Annotated in this window: 17 protein-coding genes; 6 read left to right on the top strand and 11 right to left on the bottom strand. The window is 68.4% G+C overall.

All coding sequences use genetic code 11. The annotated features are described in order from the left end of the window. The first annotated feature begins 92 nt into the window (after positions 1-92). The gene (tpiA, locus tag AC1DSO_RS21965; protein ID WP_477070831.1) at positions 93-854 is read left to right on the top strand and encodes a triose-phosphate isomerase; all 762 of its coding nucleotides are present in this window, start codon (positions 93-95) and stop codon (positions 852-854) included. A gap of 121 nt (positions 855-975) precedes the next feature. Then, entirely contained in the window at positions 976-2,814 is a 1,839-nt protein-coding gene (aspS, locus tag AC1DSO_RS21960) for an aspartate--tRNA ligase (protein WP_477070830.1), read from the top strand. A 108-nt stretch (positions 2,815-2,922) separates the two neighbouring features. On the opposite strand, the gene AC1DSO_RS21955 is transcribed toward aspS, so the two are convergent. The 3 genes from AC1DSO_RS21955 to AC1DSO_RS21945 all read right to left on the bottom strand — a co-directional run bounded on the left by AC1DSO_RS21955 (position 2,923) and on the right by AC1DSO_RS21945 (position 7,176). Next, positions 2,923-3,795 carry a pentapeptide repeat-containing protein gene (locus AC1DSO_RS21955; protein ID WP_477070829.1) on the bottom strand — a complete coding sequence of 291 codons (873 nt, stop codon included), beginning with the start codon at positions 3,793-3,795 and terminating at the stop codon, positions 2,923-2,925. 94 nt (positions 3,796-3,889) lie between these two features. Beyond that, positions 3,890-4,381, bottom strand: a complete 492-nt coding sequence (locus AC1DSO_RS21950) for a pentapeptide repeat-containing protein (protein ID WP_477070828.1) — start codon at positions 4,379-4,381, stop codon at positions 3,890-3,892. A gap of 71 nt (positions 4,382-4,452) precedes the next feature. Next, positions 4,453-7,176, bottom strand: a complete 2,724-nt coding sequence (locus tag AC1DSO_RS21945) for a TSCPD domain-containing protein (protein WP_477070827.1) — start codon at positions 7,174-7,176, stop codon at positions 4,453-4,455. Positions 7,177-7,455: 279 nt separating this feature from the next. Between AC1DSO_RS21945 and AC1DSO_RS21940 the strand changes: the two genes are divergently transcribed. Continuing rightward, entirely contained in the window at positions 7,456-7,851 is a 396-nt protein-coding gene (locus AC1DSO_RS21940) for an NADH:ubiquinone oxidoreductase subunit NDUFA12 (protein ID WP_477070826.1), read from the top strand. Between the two features lie 2 nt (positions 7,852-7,853). Then, complete coding sequence (locus AC1DSO_RS21935; protein WP_477070825.1) at positions 7,854-8,489, top strand: DUF2155 domain-containing protein; 636 nt, start codon at positions 7,854-7,856, stop codon at positions 8,487-8,489. Here the strand turns inward: AC1DSO_RS21935 and aat are convergent. From aat to aroQ, 4 genes are read right to left on the bottom strand one after another with little or no spacing between them, the layout of a single operon-like run. Beyond that, entirely contained in the window at positions 8,426-9,079 is a 654-nt protein-coding gene (gene aat, locus AC1DSO_RS21930; protein WP_477070824.1) for a leucyl/phenylalanyl-tRNA--protein transferase, read from the bottom strand. The two genes, AC1DSO_RS21935 and aat, sit on opposite strands and share 64 nt — an antisense overlap. A gap of 13 nt (positions 9,080-9,092) precedes the next feature. Next, a complete protein-coding gene (accC, locus tag AC1DSO_RS21925; RefSeq protein WP_477070823.1) occupies positions 9,093-10,439 on the bottom strand; it encodes an acetyl-CoA carboxylase biotin carboxylase subunit in 1,347 nt (448 codons plus the stop codon). A gap of 5 nt (positions 10,440-10,444) precedes the next feature. After that, the gene (gene accB / locus AC1DSO_RS21920) at positions 10,445-10,957 is read right to left on the bottom strand and encodes an acetyl-CoA carboxylase biotin carboxyl carrier protein (RefSeq protein ID WP_477070822.1); all 513 of its coding nucleotides are present in this window, start codon (positions 10,955-10,957) and stop codon (positions 10,445-10,447) included. Positions 10,958-11,017: 60 nt separating this feature from the next. Further along, positions 11,018-11,458, bottom strand: a complete 441-nt coding sequence (aroQ, locus tag AC1DSO_RS21915) for a type II 3-dehydroquinate dehydratase (protein WP_047405794.1) — start codon at positions 11,456-11,458, stop codon at positions 11,018-11,020. Positions 11,459-11,536: 78 nt separating this feature from the next. Between aroQ and thiS the strand changes: the two genes are divergently transcribed. Together thiS and AC1DSO_RS21905 are read left to right on the top strand one after the other, a co-directional pair. Beyond that, positions 11,537-11,737 (top strand): sulfur carrier protein ThiS, encoded by a 201-nt coding sequence (gene thiS / locus AC1DSO_RS21910; protein ID WP_047405792.1) that lies wholly within the window; start codon positions 11,537-11,539, stop codon positions 11,735-11,737. A 139-nt stretch (positions 11,738-11,876) separates the two neighbouring features. Next, positions 11,877-12,704, top strand: coding sequence for a thiazole synthase (locus tag AC1DSO_RS21905; RefSeq protein ID WP_477070821.1), 828 nt, complete (start codon positions 11,877-11,879; stop codon positions 12,702-12,704). On the opposite strand, the gene AC1DSO_RS21900 is transcribed toward AC1DSO_RS21905, so the two are convergent. The 4 genes from AC1DSO_RS21900 to AC1DSO_RS21885 all read right to left on the bottom strand — a co-directional run bounded on the left by AC1DSO_RS21900 (position 12,701) and on the right by AC1DSO_RS21885 (position 17,963). Continuing rightward, entirely contained in the window at positions 12,701-13,456 is a 756-nt protein-coding gene (locus AC1DSO_RS21900; protein WP_477070820.1) for a DsbA family protein, read from the bottom strand. The two genes, AC1DSO_RS21905 and AC1DSO_RS21900, sit on opposite strands and share 4 nt — an antisense overlap. Before the next feature lie 30 nt (positions 13,457-13,486). Continuing rightward, entirely contained in the window at positions 13,487-14,932 is a 1,446-nt protein-coding gene (locus tag AC1DSO_RS21895) for a M48 family metalloprotease (RefSeq protein ID WP_477070819.1), read from the bottom strand. A gap of 159 nt (positions 14,933-15,091) precedes the next feature. After that, entirely contained in the window at positions 15,092-17,821 is a 2,730-nt protein-coding gene (locus AC1DSO_RS21890) for an Rne/Rng family ribonuclease (protein WP_477070818.1), read from the bottom strand. Then, positions 17,745-17,963 carry a hypothetical protein gene (locus tag AC1DSO_RS21885; RefSeq protein ID WP_477070817.1) on the bottom strand — a complete coding sequence of 73 codons (219 nt, stop codon included), beginning with the start codon at positions 17,961-17,963 and terminating at the stop codon, positions 17,745-17,747. Before AC1DSO_RS21885 ends, AC1DSO_RS21890 begins: the two co-directional genes overlap by 77 nt. Positions 17,964-18,226: the final 263 nt, after the last annotated feature.

Below are 18,226 nucleotides of genomic sequence, written 5' to 3'. Positions count from 1 at the left end.
GTCGAGAGCAGCGGGTATAGTAGAGCCGTGGGCGGGGGGGCAAGCGGCGTGGGCTTGACTTCCCAAGCGAGCGTGACGCCAAGAAGGCGGCCATGACCCTTTCGAGCACGACTCCCCGGCCGCTGATCGCCGGAAACTGGAAGATGAACGGTCTTTCGGCCGCTCTCGACGAGGCCCGCGCCGTCGCGGCGGGTCTGGACCGCCAGCCAGCCGCCGCGCGCGTCGCGATCTTTCCACCCGCCACCCTGCTGCACCGCCTCGTCCAGGCCGTCGAGGGTTCGTTCGTCCTGGTCGGCGGCCAGGACTGCCATCACAAGGCCAGCGGCGCGAACACGGGCGACGTCTCGGCCGAGATGATCGCCGACGCCGGCGCCATGCTGGTGATCTGCGGCCACTCCGAGCGTCGCACCGACCACGGCGAGACCTCGGCGCAAGTAGCCAGCAAGGCCGAGGCGGCGCTGGCCGCCGGCCTGGAGCCCATCATCTGTGTTGGCGAGACCCTGGACCTGCGCCAGTCGGGCCAAGCGGTGGCGTACGTCCTGAACCAGGTCCGCGAATCCCTGCCGGCCAGCCTCGCGGGACAGGCCTTCAACATCGCCTACGAGCCCCTGTGGGCCATCGGCACCGGCCATGTGGCCTCGGTCGACAACATCGTCGAGATGCACGCGGCCATCCGCGCCGAGCTCATCGTCCTGTTCGGCGAGCAGGGCCGGGTGGTTCCGATCCTGTACGGCGGCTCGGTCAAGCCCGAGAATGCTCGCGAGATCCTGGCCGCGCCGGACGTCGGCGGCGCCCTGGTCGGCGGCGCCTCGCTGAAGGCCAAGGATTTCCTGGCCATCGTCGAAGCGGCCTGACGCCGAAACCCCTCTGGAGACAGGCTGTGCGAGCGCGTGGCCTCGTCCCAGAATCCTTGACATCACGGCGCCCACGTGCGCCTTACCGCGCCTTGCAAATCACCGCGTATTCAAGACTTTCATGACCACCATGCACGCCTATCGCACCCACAACTGCGGCGCTCTCCGCGCTTCCGACACCGGCTCCTCGGTGCGCCTGTCGGGCTGGATCCACCGCAAGCGCGACCACGGCGGTCTGGTCTTCATCGACCTGCGCGACCACTACGGCCTGACCCAGCTGGTGCTGCATCCGGAGACCCCGGGCTTCAGCGTCGTCGAGCGCCTGCGCGCCGAAAGCGTGATCCGCGTCGACGGCGAAGTCGTCGCTCGCGACGCCAGCGTGGTGAACCCCAACCTGCCGACCGGCGAGATCGAGATCCGCGTCTCGGCCGTCGAGGTGTTGAGCGAGGCCGCCGAGCTGCCGCTGCCGGTCTTCGGCGAGCCGGACTATCCCGAAGAAATCCGCCTGAAGCACCGCTATCTCGACCTGCGCCGCGAGACCCTGCACAAGAACATCGTGCTGCGGTCGCGCGTGATCCAGTCGATCCGCAACCACATGTTCGCGCAGGGCTTCAACGAGTTCCAGACGCCGATCCTGACGGCCAGCTCGCCGGAAGGCGCGCGCGACTTCCTGGTGCCTTCGCGCCTGCATCCCGAGAAGTTCTACGCCCTGCCGCAGGCGCCCCAGCAGTTCAAGCAGTTGCTGATGGTCTCGGGCTTCGACCGCTATTTCCAGATCGCCCCGTGCTTCCGCGACGAAGACCTGCGCGCCGACCGCTCGCTGGAATTCTACCAGCTCGACGTCGAGATGAGCTTCGTGACCCAAGAAGACGTGTTCGCGGCCATCGAACCGGTCATGCACGGCGTGTTCGAGGAATTCAGCAACGGCAAGCCGGTCTCGCCGATCAGCGGGACCCACACCTTCACCAACGACTTCGGCCAGAGCTTCGAGCATCAAGGTTTCGAGCGCCTGACCTATGCGCAGTCGATGGCCTGGTACGGCAGCGACAAGCCGGACCTGCGCAACCCAATCAAGATGGCGAACGTCTCGGAGCACTTCCGTGACGGGGGCTTTGGCCTGTTCGCCAAGATCCTGGGCGCCGACGCCAAGAACCAGGTGTGGGCCATCCCTGCGCCGACCGGCGGCAGCCGCGCCTTCTGCGACCGCATGAACAGCTGGGCTCAGGGCGAAGGCCAACCGGGCCTTGGCTACGTCTTCTGGTCAGAAGACCAGGGCGGCTGGGGCGGCCCGATCGCCAAGAACCTGGGCGAGCCGACGCAGGCCTTGATGGAGTCGCTGGGCCTGGGCTCTGGCGACGCCGCTTTCTTCGTGGCCGGCGATCCGGCCGTGTTCGCCAAGTTCGCCGGCCTGGCCCGCACCCGGGTCGGCACGGAGCTGAAGCTGGTCGACGAGAACCAGTTCAAGTTCTGCTGGATCGTCGACTTCCCGATGTTCGAGTGGAACGAGGACGAGAAGAAGGTCGACTTCTCGCACAATCCGTTCTCGATGCCGCAAGGCGGTCTGGAGGCCCTGGAGACCCAGGATCCGCTGACCATCCGCGCCTACCAGTACGACATCGTCTGCAACGGCTATGAGCTGTGCTCGGGCGCGATCCGGAACCACAAGCCCGAGATCATGCTCAAGGCCTTCGAGACGGCCGGCTACGGCCCGGAAGTGGTCGAAGAGCAGTTCGGCGGCATGCTGAACGCCTTCCGCTACGGCGCGCCGCCGCACGGCGGTCTGGCCCCCGGCATCGACCGCATCGTCATGCTGCTGGCCGACCAGGTGGCCATCCGCGAGGTCATCGCCTTCCCGCTGAACCAGCAGGGCCAGGATCTCTTGATGAACGCCCCGGCCAACGTCCTCGACAAGCAGCTCAAGGAGCTGCACATCCGCACCGCGCCGCCCATCAAGGTGTAAGGCGCGGCGGAAACGCCGATACGAAAAAGCCCTCCGGTCTGACGATCGGAGGGCTTTTTTCTTGCCGGCGTTCTTTCTCGTAAGCAGATCAGGCGGCGAGGGCGCCGGTCACCACTTCGGGGCCTTGGGCGGCTTCGGCGGAGCCGGAGGAGCGGGCGGCGCCTTGGGCATCTCGCGCAGCAGCATGAAGTGCGCGCCCTTCAGGCCGTTGCAGGGGCGCACGGTGAGGCCGGCGGGCAGGCGCACACCGCCGTCGCCGCAGGCCTCGTCCAGCTGGTCCTGGTCCAGGCCTCGGGCGCCAGTGAAGTCCGCGCCGGTCAGGACGGTCATGGTCAGGTCGGCGTTGCGGAAGTCCGCACCCGTGAAGATCGCGCCGCGCAAGATCGAGCTCGTCAGGTCGGCGTTGCGGAAATTGGCGCCTTCGAACCGACCGCCGGTCAGGTTGGCGTGGTTGATGTCCGAGTTCGAGAAGTCCGCGTCACGGGCGTTGACGCCCTGTAGGCTCGAGCCGGTCAGCTCGGCGTTCGATAGCCGCGCCTTGGTCAGGTTGGCGCCGATCAATTGCGAGCCATGCAACTCGGACGACGACAGATCGACGCGCACCAGGATGGCGGACTGCAGATTGGCGCCGCTGCTCTCGACGCCCGACATCCGCGCATCGGTGAAATTGGCCCCGATGAAGTTGGCGCCGCGCATCTCGGCCCCGCGCAGGTCGGCGCGGCTGAGATCGGCCGCGCCGAAATTGCTGCCGTAGAACATCGCGCCGCGCAGGTCGGCGCCGATCAAGATCGCCTTGACGAAGGTCGCGCCGGTGAACTTGGCGTTCATCAGCTTGCGGCCGGCCAGGTCGCAGTTGGCGCACATCCCGCCGAAGGACGTCAGCTTGGCGACGTCCTTGTCTTCGATCGAAGCATGGGCCGGGCCGGTCAGGGCCGCGAGGCTCAGCGTCAAGGCGGCGATGGAAACGCCCAAGCGGGACATCGACTTCTCCGTGCAGTCCATACGCGACTGTGTGAGTTACGGTTTGGACCGTCGGAGGGGTAGAGACCACTTAAATCGCGGTAATGACGGGGATTTAACGGCAGCGTGGGATAGAGAGACCACGCGGAGTCAACGTGGAGTCATCGCCGCACGCCTGGTTCAACTGACTTTGTGTCAAGCCGACGGCGCGGTTCATTTCGGCGCCCGAGAAATTCACGCCCGAAAGTCTTGCCCCGGAGAAGTTCGCGCCTTGCAGATAAGCCCCGACCAAGCTGGCGTTGGTCAGGTCGGCGCGGGCGAAGCTGACGCCGGTCAGCACCGCCCCATAGGCGTTGAGGTCGCGCAGGTCGCCGCCGGCGAAGCTGGTGCGGTTCATCACCGCCGCCGAGAGGTCGGCCTGGCGCAGGCGCGCGCCCGACAGGTTCTTGTTCTTCAGCTCCAGGTTCGAGAGATCGGCCTGGAACAGGTTGCAGCGCGGGCAGCTGGCGCCGTTGCGCACCGCCGAGATCTGGCCGGCGTTCTGGGCGCTGGCGCCGGTCGCCAGGGCGAGCGAGGCGAGGGCCGCGAGGAGGGCGATCGGTTTCATTCTGGCGCAATCCTACGCGAAAAGGGGCGTTCACAGCCTGACGTAGCAAGCTTAACGCCAACCAAACGCGTCTACGAAGAGGCCATCGGTCCGGGCCGCTCCGACTGCGCGCCGCAGGTGTCGCAGACGGTCAGTCCGCCGCGTCTGGCCAAGGAGAGGTCGCCACAGGCCGGGCACATCTCGCCGTCGGCGCCCGGACGCTCCGCGCCCTCGACACGGCGGCGGCCGAACGAGGCGAAGACCAGGTTGTCGGGCGTCACGCCCCGCGAGAAGCCCTTGGAGATGAACTTGCTGGCCAGGACGGGGTCTGGCCCGACATCGTCGATCTCGTCGTCCGAGAGCGGCTTGCCCCAGCCCAGGCCATCGGCGTTGAACTCGTCGGCGTCGCCATTGGCCAGGTCGTCGCGGCCAAGGTACGACACGCCCAGCTCCCGGAAGATGTAGTCCAGGATCGAGGTCGCCGACTTGATCGAGTCGTTGCCCGAAACCGGACCCGCCGGCTCGAACTTGGTGTAGACGAAGGCGTCGACGAACTCTTCCAGCGGAACGCCATGCTGCAGGCCCAGCGACACGGCGATGGCGAAGTTGTTCATCAAGCTGCGGAAGGCCGCGCCTTCCTTGTGCATGTCGATGAAGAGCTCGCCCAGCTCGCCGTCCTCGTATTCGCCGGTGTGCAGATAGACCTTGTGGCCGCCGACGGCCGCCTTCTGGATGTAGCCCTTGCGGCGGTCGGGCAGGCGGCGACGCGAGCGGTCGCGCTCGACGATCCGTTCGACCACACGCTCGGTGACGACAGGCTCCCGGAGCGGCGCGGCGCGAGCGGGCTCGGCGGCGGGCTCGTCGGGCAGGTCGAGCTTGAAATCGACGGGCGTGGCGGCGCGTTGCAGGCGCAGGGCGCGGATGCCCGAGCGGGCGGCGGCGGCCTGGGCGCGCACGGCGTCGGCCGGCCGGGCGTCGAAGGCGACGGGGATGGCGACCGGCATGGGCAGGCAGGCGAAACTCTCGACGGCCGCCTGCATGGCCAGACGGTCGGCGAAGACCGGGGCCTCGACCGACCGGAAGGCCTCGCGCAGTTCCGGGTTCAGGGCTTCGCAGTCGCCCAGGGTTCCCGCGCCCAGCGCGTGGCGCTCGGCGGCTGCGATCTCGGTTGCGGAGAAGTCGGCGAAGGCCAGGGTGTCGAAGTCGCGGCGGGCGACGTCCTCGGCCGAGGCCCCCAGCACGTCGCGCAGGAAGCCGGCCCCGACCACGGCAGGCGCGAAGGCGGCGCGCAGGCCGTCGTGCTCGCGCAGGGCGTGCTCGGCCTTCTCGATCTCGTGGGCGGTGAAGCCGCGGGCCTGCAGCATCGCATGGTCGATGGCCGGGCTCTCGGCCAACGTGCCATGGCCCAGGGCGTGGCGGCGGGCGGCGTCCAGATCGACGGCCTCGGTCGACAGTGCTTCGAAGGCGGCGGCGCTGAAGGCGGGCAGCAGGAAGCCGTCGGCGGTCTGGGTGACCGAGACCGGCGACATGGCGGCCGCCGCGCCGACCGGCGCGCCACCCAGGCGCAGTGTCGCCTCGGCGTCCTCGAACGGGCCGACCAGGGCGGACGAGCGCAGGCCATGTTTGCGGGCCAGGGCGTGGGCTGTGGCCAGGGCGGCGGCGGCCTCGGTGGCCAATTCCGACCGCAGGGCAGCGGCGCGCACGCGACGCTCGGCCAGGGTCTTCAACACGCCTTGGCGGTCCAGGGCGTAGGCGGCGTCGGGGCCGAGGGCGGCGGCGGCCTCGGCGCTGGCCGACAGGGCCGCGCCGACAGCCAAGGCCCACAGCGCGGCGGCGGCGTCGCGGCCCTCGAGGCTGGTCTGAGACAGGCCCTGGCTCAGCAGGCAGTCGCCGACGCCGGCCAGCGACAGGCGGGCCGGTCGCTCGCCGCGATCCAGCTCCAGCGCCGTGCCCCACAGGTGGCAGACATAGGTGAAGCGCTCGACGTCGAAGCTCTCGCCGTCGAGGAAGGCGCTGGCGTCGATCGCCGCGCCGACGCCGACGCCGCGCGACAGGAACTCGGCGTCGATCGGCGACAGGGTCAGGGTGAGGGCGCTGGTCTCCCAGCCGACGTGAGCGGCGAGGGCGGCGGCTTCGTCGCCGGCGGCCACGCCCTGGCGCGAGGCCGAGGCGACCATCGGCGGTTCGCGCGTGGGGGCCAGTTCGGCCGGGATTGGGCGAGGCGCGTCGGCCGTGGCGATGGCGTCGAGAAGGGTGCGATCGTCGGCGCCCAGCTCGCGGGCCTTGCGGGCGGCGCGGGCCAGGGCAGGGTTCTTGCGGACATCGGCGCAGGCGCGTGGGTCGCCCTGGCAGCGGCGGACGGCGTCGGCGACCTGGGTCAGGGCGGCGTCCAGGCGCGCCGCGGCCTGGGCGGCGAGGATGCGACCCCGGCGTTGGGCCAGGTTGGTCTTGACCGCGCTCTGGAACTCGAACTCGCCGATATCGGGCAGCAGCTCCAGGCCGGCCTGACCGCCGGCCGGCGTGGCGACGCCCGAGAGCATGGTGGCCAGCAGGGAGTCGCGAAAGGCGCTCGCGTCGGCCTTGTCGCCGAACAGGCCGCGCGAGAGGCCGGCCAGGGCCGCGCGGTCGGCGTAGCGGGCGGGACCTCCGCCGAGCGGCGCCTTGGGCTCGATCTCGCCAGCCCAGTCCAGCCAGGCCTCGACGCGGGCGTCGCTCCAGGCGGGCGGGGCCGAGACCACGACGACGCTGTCGGGGCGTTCGAGATCGCGCCATTCCATGGCGGGAACAACTCCGGCGGCTTTGGCGGGCGTGCGCATGGGCGAGTTCCGGGTCCGGTCGGTCAGTCGTGATATCTTACCAAATCCCTAACGGGTGATTCCGTGCCGTGGGACGCGCGTAAGGTCGCACCCCATGCTAGAACCTCGCTGGCCTCGCCTCAATAGATGTTGCGGGTCTGGGGGCTCTAATCCACAAGATGTTGAAGTCGCGCCGGGCTGAGCGGTGCTGGACGCTGCGCRCGCGGAGCCCTATAGTCCGGCCGCTTCCGCCGCGCCCGTCGCGGCCCCTAAACCCTTGCAATTTCGGGTGCGAACGTAGTGCTGAAAGCGATCTTCACGTGGTGGAACGGCGCGACCCTGGGTCAGCGCTTCCACATCGGCCGCCGCGGCGTGTTTGTGGGTCAGGACGAATTCGGCAATCGCTATTTCGAAGCCCGGGACAACAGCGACAGCTACGACGAGCGTAAGCGTCGCTGGGTGATCTACAACGGCTATGCCGAGGCCTCGAAGGTCCCGCCGGACTGGAGTGGTTGGCTGCACTACACCTTCGACGAACGGCCCAACGAGGTCCCGCTGAAGCGCCGCGAGTGGGAGAAGGATCACCTTCCGAACCTGACCGGCACCGTCCACGCTTGGCGCCCGAAGGGCTCGCTGACGCGTGGGGGCGAACGCCAGGCCGCCACCAGCGACTATCAACCCTGGTCGCCGGAATAGGCATGACGGCCCGTCGGGCGTCCCTGATCGCCGCCGTCGCGGCCCTGTCCGGCCTGACCGCGACGGGCGCCGCGCTCGCGCGCCAGAACGCCCCGCAGGCCCAGACCCCGCCGTCGGCGCCGCAAGCGCCGGTGGCTCCGACGCCGGGAGAGCTGCGGCCGGCTCAGCCGACCCAGATTTCGCCCGCGGTCGCCAATCCCAATCCGCCGGCCTCGCCGCCGCCCGCGGCGGCGACGCCGAAGCCGGCCGCGACGGCGCCGGCCAAGCCGGTTGAGCCCGCCAAGCGCCCACGCTATTCGATCGCCATCCTGCAGGCGCTGGACAAGGTCACCACCGAGACCATGCGGTTCGAGGTCCCGGTCGGCCAGCCGATCCGCTACAAGACCCTGATCTTCACCGTCCGCGCCTGCGAAACCGCCGCCTCGGACGAGATCGCGCCGGAAACGGCCGCCTATGTCGTCGTCGACACCCAGCCCAAGGCGCAGGGCGGCCGCGCCGCGCCGCCGGGACGCCAAGTTTACAAGGGCTGGATGTACGCCAGCTCGCCGGGCCTGAACCCGCTGCAGCATCCGGTCTATGACGCTTGGCTGATCGCCTGCAAGCAGTCGGTTCCAGTCGCGCCGCCCGCCAAACCGTAGAAGTCGCCCTCGACCGCCAGAGCCTTGGCCAACCGCCGGCGATAGTCGGCGCGGCTGATCTCGGTCACCCCGAACTGCGACAAGTGGTCGGTGAGGAACTGGGTGTCCAGCAGCTGGTAGCCGCCGGCGAGCAGTCGCGCCACCAGATGCACCAGCGCCACCTTGCTGGCGTCGCGGGCGGTCGAAAACATGCTCTCGCCGAAGAACGCCCCGCCCAGCGAGACGCCATACAGCCCGCCGACCAGCTCGTCGCCGAGCCAGGTTTCGACGCTGTGGGCCAGGCCTCGGGCGTAGAGCTGTCCGTAGAGCCGCTGGATCGGATGGTTGATCCACGTCTCGACGCGGCCGGGCCGAGGGGTCGCGCAGGCCTCGATCACCGCCTCGAAGGCGGTGTCGACGCGGACTTCGTAGGGGCCGTTGYGCACGGTGCGGGCCAGGCGCTTGGGGATATGGAGACCGCCGAGCGGCAGCACGCCGCGCCGCTCGGGGTCGATCAGAAAGACGCTTTCGTCCTCGCGGGCGTCCGCCATGGGGAAGACGCCACGCGCGTAGCAGGCGATCAGGTCGTCGACCGAGAAGGCCTCATCCATCGCCGACCTCGGATCAGCCTTCTTGCGCTTTGATCCAGCGTTCCAGCCAGTGGATGTCGTAGTCGCCGGCCAGGATGTCGGGCTGCACCAGCAGATCCTGGAACAGCGGGATCGTGGTCTCGACGCCGCCGACGACCATCTCGCCCAGGCAGCGCTTCAGGCGAGCGACGCACTCGGCCCGGTCGCGGCCGTGCACGATCAGCTTGCCGATCAGGCTGTCGTAATAGGGCGGGATTACATAGCCGGTGTAGATCGCCGAATCCAGGCGAACACCCAGGCCGCCGGGGGCATGGAAGTCCGTGATCGTGCCGGGCGAGGGCGTGAAGGTCCGCGCGTTCTCGGCGTTGATCCGGCACTCGATGGCGTGGCCCTCGAAGACGACGTCCTCTTGGGTGAACGACAGCGGCAGGCCGGCGGCGATGCGGATCTGCTCGCGGACCAGGTCGATGCCGGTGATGGCCTCGGTGACCGGGTGCTCGACCTGCAGGCGGGTGTTCATCTCGATGAAGAAGAACTCGCCGTTCTCCCACAGGAACTCGATGGTGCCGACGCCCAGATAGCCGATGGCCTTGACCGCATCGACGACGATCTTGCCGATCTTGGCGCGATCGGCCGCGCCGAGGGCGGGCGAGGGGGCTTCTTCCAGAACCTTCTGGTGGCGGCGCTGCAGCGAGCAGTCGCGTTCGCCCAGGTGCACCACGTTGCCATGGCTGTCGGCGATGACCTGCAGCTCGATGTGGCGCGGCTTTTGGAGGTAACGCTCCATGTAGACCGTGTCGTCGCCGAACGCGGCGCGGGCCTCCGAGCGAGCCGTCGAGACGGCTTCGGCCAGGTCTTCCCGGGTCTGGGCGACCTTCATGCCGCGACCGCCGCCGCCGGAGGCCGCCTTGATCAGCACAGGGAAGCCGATTTCCTCGGCGGCCGCGAAGGCCTCTTCCTCGGTGGCGACGCCGCCGTCAGAGCCGGGGACGACCGGGATGCCGGCGTCCTTCACGGCCTGTTTGGCGGTGATCTTGTCGCCCATCATCCGGATGTGTTCCGGCTTGGGACCAATGAAGGTGAAGCCATGCGCGCCGACGATCTCGGCGAAGCGGGCGTTCTCCGACAGGAAGCCGTAGCCGGGGTGGATGCCCTGGGCGCCGGTGATCTCCGCCGCCGCGATGATCGACGGGATATTCAGGTAGCTCTTGGCGGCGGGGGCTGGGCCGATGCAGACGCTCTCATCCGCCAGGCGCACCCACATCGAGTTGCGGTCGGCCTCGGAATGGACCGCCACGGTGGCGATGCCCATTTCCTTGCAGGCGCGGTGAACCCGGAGCGCGATCTCGCCCCGGTTCGCGATCAAAATCTTGTCGAACATGATCGTTACTCGATAACGACGAGCGGCTCGCCGAACTCGACGGGCTGCGCGTCCTCGACCAGGATCTCGACGACCTTGCCGGCCTTCGGGGCCGAGATCGGGTTCATGGTCTTCATGGCCTCGACGATCAGCAGGGTCTGGCCGGCCGAGACGGTGTCTCCGACCTTGATGAAGGCGTCGGCGCCGGGCTGGGGCGACATGTAGACGGTGCCGACCATCGGCGACTTCACGGCGTCGCCGCGGACAGCGGCCGGGGCTGGAGCGGCTTCAGCGGCGGGCGCGGCCGCCGGCGCGGCGGCGGCGGCGACCGGAGCCGGGGCGTAGGCCGGAGCGGCCTGTTGCACGTAGTTCACCGGAGCGGCGGTCAGCTCGCGCGCGACGCGGATCTTCAGGCCGCCGTGCTCGACCTCGATCTCCGTGAGGCCCGTGTCCTTCAGGATGTCCGCGATCTTGCGGACCAGACGAGCGTCGATGGCCGGAGCTTCGACCGGATCGGCGGGGGCCTTGGGGTTCGACATGGAAGCTTACCTTGTTCTTTTGAACGCCTCGGCGGCGGAAAACGCCGGGCGATGTCGTTGTTAAACGCGGATCAGGCCGAAAGCGGCCTCGATCGCCAGTTCGTAACTCGCCGCGCCGAACCCGGAGACAATTCCCGTGGCCGCCAGCGAAACATAGGTGTGACGGCGAAATTCCTCCCTCGCCGCCGGGTTGGACAGGTGGCACTCGATCACCGGGATGCTCAAGGTCTTGAGCGCATCCAGAAGCGCGATCGAGGTGTGGCCGTAGCCGGCCGGATTAATGATCAGCGCCGAGGCCGACTCACGCGCCTCGTGCACCCAATCGATCAGCACGCCCTCATGGTTGGACTGGCGGAAGACCACCGAAACGCCGCGCGAAGCCGCCCGCGCCTCGCAGCGCGTACGGACATCATCAAGCGTGTCCTTGCCGTAAATCTCAGGCTCGCGGGTCCCCAACAGGTTGAGATTAGGTCCGCTCAGCACGTGGATCGGTTTTACCATGCGGCTCCGCCGTCGATTCCGAGGGTCTTGTATAGCCGGTTCCGTCGGGTCACAAGCACGGCTCGCTTCGGAGGTGAGATGAAGCTTTTACTGAACGGCGAAGAGCGGGACGTGGCCGAGGTGGTCACGATCGCCGATCTGGTGGCCAAGCTGGGCCTGGACGCCCGCAAGGTGGCGGTCGAACGCAACCTGGAGATCGCGCCGCGCTCGACCTATGCCGACACCGCCCTGGCGGACGGCGACCGCATCGAGATCGTGACCTTTATCGGCGGCGGTTGACCTTAGAAGCTGTCATCCCGGCCAAGTGCGAAGCACGCCGAGCCGGGACCGCCGCAAACGCAGAGCTTTCCGCGGTCCCGGGTCTTCGCTGCGCTTCGCCCGGGATGACAGGGAAGGGGCGGGGGCGTAAACCACCCGCATGAACGCGCACGTCTCCCCCGACTCCGTCTCGGCTCCCCAAGCTTCGAATGGCGACGCCGAAGAAACCTGGACCGTCGCCGGCCGCACCTTCCGCTCGCGCCTGATCGTCGGCACGGGCAAGTACAAGGACTACGCGACCAACGCCGCCGCCGCCCGCGCGGCCGGGGCCGAGATCGTGACCGTGGCCGTGCGCCGCGTGAACCTGACCGATCCCACCCAGCCGCTGCTGGTCGACTACGTCAAGCCGACCGAGTTCACTTACCTTCCCAACACGGCGGGCTGCTTCACGGGCGAGGACGCCGTGCGGACCCTGCGCCTGGCGCGCGAGGCCGGCGGCTGGGACCTGGTGAAGCTGGAAGTGCTGAGCGATCCCAAGACCCTCTATCCCGACATGGAAGAGACCCTGCGCTCGCTGAAGCTGCTGGTCTCTGAAGGCTTCCAGGTCATGGTCTATTGCTCGGACGACCCGGTCTACGCTCGCAAGCTGGAAGAGGCCGGCGCCGTGGCGATCATGCCGCTGGGCGCGCCGATCGGCTCGGGCCTGGGCATCCAGAACCGGGTCAACCTGCGGATCATCGTCGAGAACGCCAAGGTGCCGGTGCTGGTCGACGCCGGGGTCGGCACGGCCTCGGACGCGGCGATCGGCATGGAGCTGGGCTGCGACGCCATCCTGATGAACACCGCCATCGCCGAAGCCAAGGACCCGATCCGCATGGCCAAGGCGATGAAACACGCCGTCATCGCCGGCCGCGAGGCGTACCTCGCCGGCCGGATGCAGAAGCGGCTTTACGCGGATCCGAGCTCGCCGCTGGCGGGGTTGATCTAGCCCGCCTTGGCCTTGCTGGCCCGCGTCTGCTCGATGGCCAGTTTCAGGGCGTTGATGTCGGCGCCGGGGACCAGGGTGTCGCCGACGATGAAGGCAGGCGTGCCCGACAGCGCCAGGGTCTTGGCCAGGGCGTCGGTGTCGGCCAAGTGCTGGGTCACGGCCTTGCTCTCGCCGGCCGCCTTGGCCTTGTCCAGGTCGATGCCCAGGCCCTTGGCGATGCGCAGGGCGCCGGCCGCGTCGAGCGCGTTCTCGGCCATCAGCGCCTTATAGAGCTCCAGGCTCTTGCCTTGGTCCTTCGCGCCGAGCGCGATGCGGGCGGCGGCCTCGCTGTCGCGGCCGAAGATCACGAAGTCCTTCAGCACCAGGCGGATGTCCGGGTTCTTCTGGACGAGTTCGACAATCTCGGGCGCGGCGTGGCGGCAATAGCCGCAGCGATAGTCAAAGAATTCGGTTACCGTGATCGAGCCGGCAGGATTGATGACGATGTCGCGCGGGTCGCGCTCGATGGCCTGCCGGTACTGACCGATGGCCTTCTGCGACGAGGCGGCCTGCTGGGCGGCCTGCTTCTCCTGCAGCTTCTGGCTGGCTTCCATCAGCACCTCGGGGTGCTCCAGCAGATAGGCGCGAACCTTTTCGCCGAACGCCTTGTCGGGCTTGGTCCCATTGAATTGGGCCTGATCACAGCCGGCGAGGGTCAGGCCGGCGATAGCCAGCGGCAGGGCGAGGGTCGCGGCGCGACGAAACAGGGTCATCAAGATCTCGAAACAGGTGAGGGGGCGGCCTTAACGGCCGAGGTTGGATTGGACCGCGCCTTCCTTGGCCAGGGCCTTCAGATCCTGGTTGGAGGGGCGGGAGGCCAGGACGATGTCGGTGGCGCGGCGCCAGTCCGGCGTGTTCTTGGTCAGCAGTTCGCGGGCCCGCATGGCGAACACCCGGGCCTCCTGGACGGCGCCCAGCGAGAAGTACTGTTCGGCCGTCGCCAAGCGCGCTTCGCCGTCCTTCTTCTGCTTGTCATAGGCCTGGGCCAGCAGGCGCCAGGTGACGGAATTGCCGGGATCGTTCAGCAGGCTGCGCTTCAGCTCCTGGACGCCTTCCTCGACCTTCTTGGGATCATCCAGGCTGATCAGGGTCTGGCCGAGATTGATGCGCAGCAGGGCGGCGTCGGGCTTCAACGCCACGGATTTGCGCTGCGGCTCCTCGGCCTGAGTGATGCGGTTGAACTCGAACAGGATTTGGCCCTTCAGCTCCCACAGGTAGGGATTGTCGGGGTGCTCGGCGATCATGGGATCGAGCAAGCCCAGGGCCCGATCGGGCTCCTTCATCTGGTAATAGGCGATGGCGCGGGCGTAGCGGGCTGGAAAACCGGTGTCGGTCTCCTTGTATTTCATCAAGGCGACTTGCGGGTTCAGGAAGCCCTCCAGCTTGGCCTTCATGACCTCGTGCTGGGCCAGGTCCTCGGGCGTGTCGACGGCGCTGTAGTGCGGCTGGCGCTCGACGCGGCTGCGCAGCACCTCGATCCGTTCGGACGACAGAGGGTGGCTGCGGAAATAGGCGAAACGCCGGGCCTGGTCGAAGACCTCCTGGTAGCGGAAGTTGTCGAAGAATTCGACGAGGCCGCGACCCGACTGGCCGGTGGCTTCCAGGAAGCCCGCGCCAGCCTGGTCGGCGCGCGATTCCTGTTCACGGCTGTACCCCAGGGCGCCCAGGGCTCCGGCGTACTGGGCGTTGCCCAGAAGGGCCGCGCCGGCGTCGGGCGCACCGGCCAGGGCGGCCAGGACGCCCAGGCCCATGGTCAGGATCATCGGCTTGAGGCCGGCCTTCATCATCTCGTCCGAACGGGTCGGATGGCCGCCGGCCAGGTGTCCGGTTTCGTGGGCGATGACGCCGCGCAGCTGGTTGGGGTTTTCGGTCTGCAGAATCAGGCCGGTATTGAGGCCCATCTGCAGGCCTTGGGTCGCGAAGGCGTTCAGCGACTTGTCGCCGACGATCAGGATCCGGACGTTTCGCRCATCGAGCCCTGCCGCCGTGAAGATCGGATCGGCGTCGTGGTGCAGGATCTCCTCGATCTCGGTGTCGCGGATCAGAGAGGGGCCGCCGTCCTGGGCGAGGGCGACCTGGGGAACTCCGGACGCGAGAATGGACAGGGCGGACAACGCCACACCCAGTCGCCTATGGACCTGGCGTTTCCCGGTCTGGCGCGTCCCGGCGCGCCCGCTACGCGAGGTCATCGCATGATCTCCAGATCGCGCCCCCCGCGAACCCCGAGCAGTCTAACTTGGATAGCGTGGCCGAGGGAACAAGGCTTCCGTTCCGCCGTCGCACGATTTTCACGCACCAGGAATTCGGCCCGCGCGCCGACCAGGACACGCGGGCCGTCTTTCGTCAGCCTACCGGCGCCACCAGCCCTTGCGGGGCTTTTCGGGCGGCGTGGTGATCTCGTTCGGATCCGGCTCAGCCGGGACGGCGGGAGCCGCTTCGGCGACGACGGGTTCCGGAGTCGGAACCGGTTCGGGCGCGGCCGCGACGACCGGCGCTTCTTCCGGTTCCGGCGGAGCGACGGCGACCGTCTCGGTCACGACCTCGGCGACAGCCTCGGCGGCCTCGGCCGTTTCGGGAGCGTCCGCCGCGGCGGCCTTCTTGCCACGTGCGCGAGGGCGTTTGGCCTTCTTAGGGGTTTCCTCGGTCTCGGGCAGTTCGACCCAGACGTCGGCCGGCGGACCGGAGATGACCGGCGGGGCCAGGACCGGCGCCTCGAACGGCTCTGCGGGAGCCTCGGGGCTCATCACCTCGACCGGCGCGGCTTCGGCCGCGGCGACTTCGGCGCGTTCGCCGCGACGACCGCGATCGCGGCCACGGCGGCCGCGTTCGCGGGCCGGGCGGTCCTCACGCTCGGGACGCTCGGCGCGTTCCGGACGTTCGGCGGCCTCGGGCGCTTCGGCGCGGGGTTCCGGCGCCGGACGGCGCGGTTCGCTGTTACCACCGACCAGGGCGGCCGGGTCGTGCCAGGTGAAGACGTTCTCGCCGAACGGGACCCGCGGACGGATCCAGACAAAGGCGTCGGCCGGGCGATCACCGTCCTCGCGACCGCCACGACGGCCGCCACGGCGACCACGGCGGCGGCGACGGCGGCGGGCGTCCTCGTCCTCATCGGCGAATTCGGCGCGGTCCTCGGCGTCGCCTTCGACCTCGTCCTCGTCGGATTCGACTTCTGCCCCGGCTTCGGCTTCGGCCTCGGGCTCGTCGCGGCGACCGCGGCTGCGGCCACGGTCACGACGGCGACGGCCCTTGCGGTCGCCGCGATCGTCGTCGCGGGCCTGCTTGCGGCTCGAGGCGTCGTCGTCGTCGGTGTCCTCGCGCTCGATGTCGTCCTCGTCCTCGAGGTCGATCTCCTCGTCGTCTTCCTCTTCGTCGACGAAGGCGGCGGGGTCGAAGTCGTCTTCCTCGACATAGGGCGGCGGCGCCACGGCGATACGCTCGCCCAGCTCCGTGCGCTCGATCTCCTGGTCGCCGGCGTGCAGGCTGTCGTCGACCAGCACGGTGATGTGCAGGCCGTGCGTCTGCTGCAGGCGCTGCAGATAGGCGCGCTTTTCGTTGAGGATGTAGAGGCCGACCGAGCGGGCGACCTTCAGGATCACCGCGCCGCTGCCCTTCAGGGCCTCGGCCTCGACAGCGCGCAGGGCGGCCAGGGCGCTGGACTCGACCGAACGGACGCGGCCGGTGCCTTCGCAGTGCTCGCAGACATGGGTGGTGCCTTCCAGGACGCCGGTGCGGCGACGCTGACGGCTGATCTCCATCAGGCCGAAGCCCGAGATCTTGCCCATCTGGATGCGGGCGCGGTCGTCCTTGAGGGAGTCCTTGAGGACCTTCTCGACCGCGCGGTTGTTCTTGCCTTCATCCATGTCGATGAAGTCGATGACGATCAGGCCGGCCAGGTCGCGCAGGCGCAACTGGCGGGCGGCCTCCTCGGCGGCTTCCATATTGGTCTTGAGGGCCGTGGCCTCGATGTTGCGCTCGCGCGTGGCCTTGCCCGAGTTGACGTCGATGGCGACCAGGGCCTCGGTCTGGTTAATCACCAGATAGCCGCCGGAGCGCAGCGGCACGACCGGCGAATAGATCTGGGCCAGATGGTCCTCGATCTTGTGCTTCACGAACAGCGGGGTCGGGTCGCGGTAGTTGAAGACCTTCTTGGCCTGGCTCGGCATCAGCATGCGCATGAAGTCGCGCGCTTCCTTGTAGCCGGCGTCGCCCTCGACCCAGATGCCGTCCAGGTCCTTGTCGTACATGTCGCGGATGGCGCGCTTGACGAGGTCTTCCTCCTCGTAGATCAGCGCCGGCGCGATCGAATGCAGCGTGTTCTCGCGGATGTTCTCCCACAGACGCAGCAGGTACTCGTAGTCGCGCTTGATCTCGGCCTTGGTGCGCTTGGCGCCGGCCGTGCGGACGATCAGGCCCATGCCCTGCGGCACGTCCAGGCTCTGGACCACGCCCTTCAGGCGCTTGCGGTCGGTCACCGCGGTGATCTTGCGGCTGATGCCGCCGCCACGGGCGGTGTTGGGCATCAGGACGCCGTAGCGGCCGGCCAGCGACAGGTAGGTGGTCAGGGCCGCGCCCTTGTTGCCGCGCTCTTCCTTGACGACCTGGACCAGCATGATCTGCCGGCGGCGGATCACTTCCTGGATCTTGTACTTGCGCATCAGCCGGCGCTTGCGGCGCGCCAGCTCTTCCTCGACGTCATCATCGTCGTCGTCGACCGCGTGACCGCCGCCRTTGCCGTCGTCCTCGTCGTCGCCGCCCGAGGCGCGGCGCGAAACCGGGGTGTCGTCCTCGTCGTCGCCCGAGTCGTCGCGCATCAGCGCTTCACGGTCGGCGACCGGGATCTGGTAGTAGTCCGGGTGGATTTCGTTGAACGCCAGGAAGCCGTGGCGATTGCCACCATACTCGATGAACGCAGCCTGCAGGCTGGGTTCGACGCGCGTCACCTTGGCGAGATAGATGTTCCCACGGAGCTGTTTGCGGGTCTGGCTTTCGAAATCGAATTCTTCAACCCGGGTTCCGTCCACGACGACCACACGCGTCTCTTCGGCGTGTGCTGCGTCGATCAGCATCTTCTTCGACATTAAGGAAGTCTCCACGGCGCGCGGCGGGCGCGAGGCCCGGGCGCCGATATGAATGAAGGGCGCGCGCGTCGCCGTCCGTCGCTCCGACTGTGCGGGTGCGAGAGGTCGGATGCCAATGGCGGACGGGTGCGGCGCAGCCCATTGAGGTTTCGTTTTCCCTACCGCGCTGGGCGCGGACTGGAGTTTCGCCTGTCGCGCCAGATGGCGCGGCTAGGATGGCGCGTCGTCGCCAGGAGGGCGTTTGAGCCCGACGCGAGCCCCGCGACCCGGCGTCTCGGTAGGCGTCTTGCCCGTTCCGTCGGCCGCGTCTCGAACACTATCTAATCTGCCGTTTCCGCTTCGGAAGAGGTTCAGGACCACTTTCGAGGCGGAGGCGGCTCGCACGGAGTCGTGACGATCACGGAC

This window comes from Caulobacter sp. P4_E5 (genome assembly GCF_056401555.1).
This window is presented reverse-complemented; position numbering and strand designations above follow the sequence as displayed.

What these genes read in the sequence shown, in the direction of transcription:
- tpiA (WP_477070831.1), top strand. Translation starts at nt 93, where the DNA reads ATGACCCTTTCGAGCACGACTCCCCGGCCGCTGATCGCCGGAAACTGG.
- aspS (WP_477070830.1), top strand. Translation starts at nt 976, where the DNA reads ATGACCACCATGCACGCCTATCGCACCCACAACTGCGGCGCTCTCCGC.
- AC1DSO_RS21955 (WP_477070829.1), bottom strand. Translation starts at nt 3,795, where the DNA reads ATGTCCCGCTTGGGCGTTTCCATCGCCGCCTTGACGCTGAGCCTCGCG.
- AC1DSO_RS21950 (WP_477070828.1), bottom strand. Translation starts at nt 4,381, where the DNA reads ATGAAACCGATCGCCCTCCTCGCGGCCCTCGCCTCGCTCGCCCTGGCG.
- AC1DSO_RS21945 (WP_477070827.1), bottom strand. Translation starts at nt 7,176, where the DNA reads ATGCGCACGCCCGCCAAAGCCGCCGGAGTTGTTCCCGCCATGGAATGG.
- AC1DSO_RS21935 (WP_477070825.1), top strand. Translation starts at nt 7,854, where the DNA reads ATGACGGCCCGTCGGGCGTCCCTGATCGCCGCCGTCGCGGCCCTGTCC.
- accC (WP_477070823.1), bottom strand. Translation starts at nt 10,439, where the DNA reads ATGTTCGACAAGATTTTGATCGCGAACCGGGGCGAGATCGCGCTCCGG.
- accB (WP_477070822.1), bottom strand. Translation starts at nt 10,957, where the DNA reads ATGTCGAACCCCAAGGCCCCCGCCGATCCGGTCGAAGCTCCGGCCATC.
- aroQ (WP_047405794.1), bottom strand. Translation starts at nt 11,458, where the DNA reads ATGGTAAAACCGATCCACGTGCTGAGCGGACCTAATCTCAACCTGTTG.
- thiS (WP_047405792.1), top strand. Translation starts at nt 11,537, where the DNA reads ATGAAGCTTTTACTGAACGGCGAAGAGCGGGACGTGGCCGAGGTGGTC.
- AC1DSO_RS21905 (WP_477070821.1), top strand. Translation starts at nt 11,877, where the DNA reads ATGAACGCGCACGTCTCCCCCGACTCCGTCTCGGCTCCCCAAGCTTCG.
- AC1DSO_RS21900 (WP_477070820.1), bottom strand. Translation starts at nt 13,456, where the DNA reads ATGACCCTGTTTCGTCGCGCCGCGACCCTCGCCCTGCCGCTGGCTATC.
- AC1DSO_RS21885 (WP_477070817.1), bottom strand. Translation starts at nt 17,963, where the DNA reads ATGGGCTGCGCCGCACCCGTCCGCCATTGGCATCCGACCTCTCGCACC.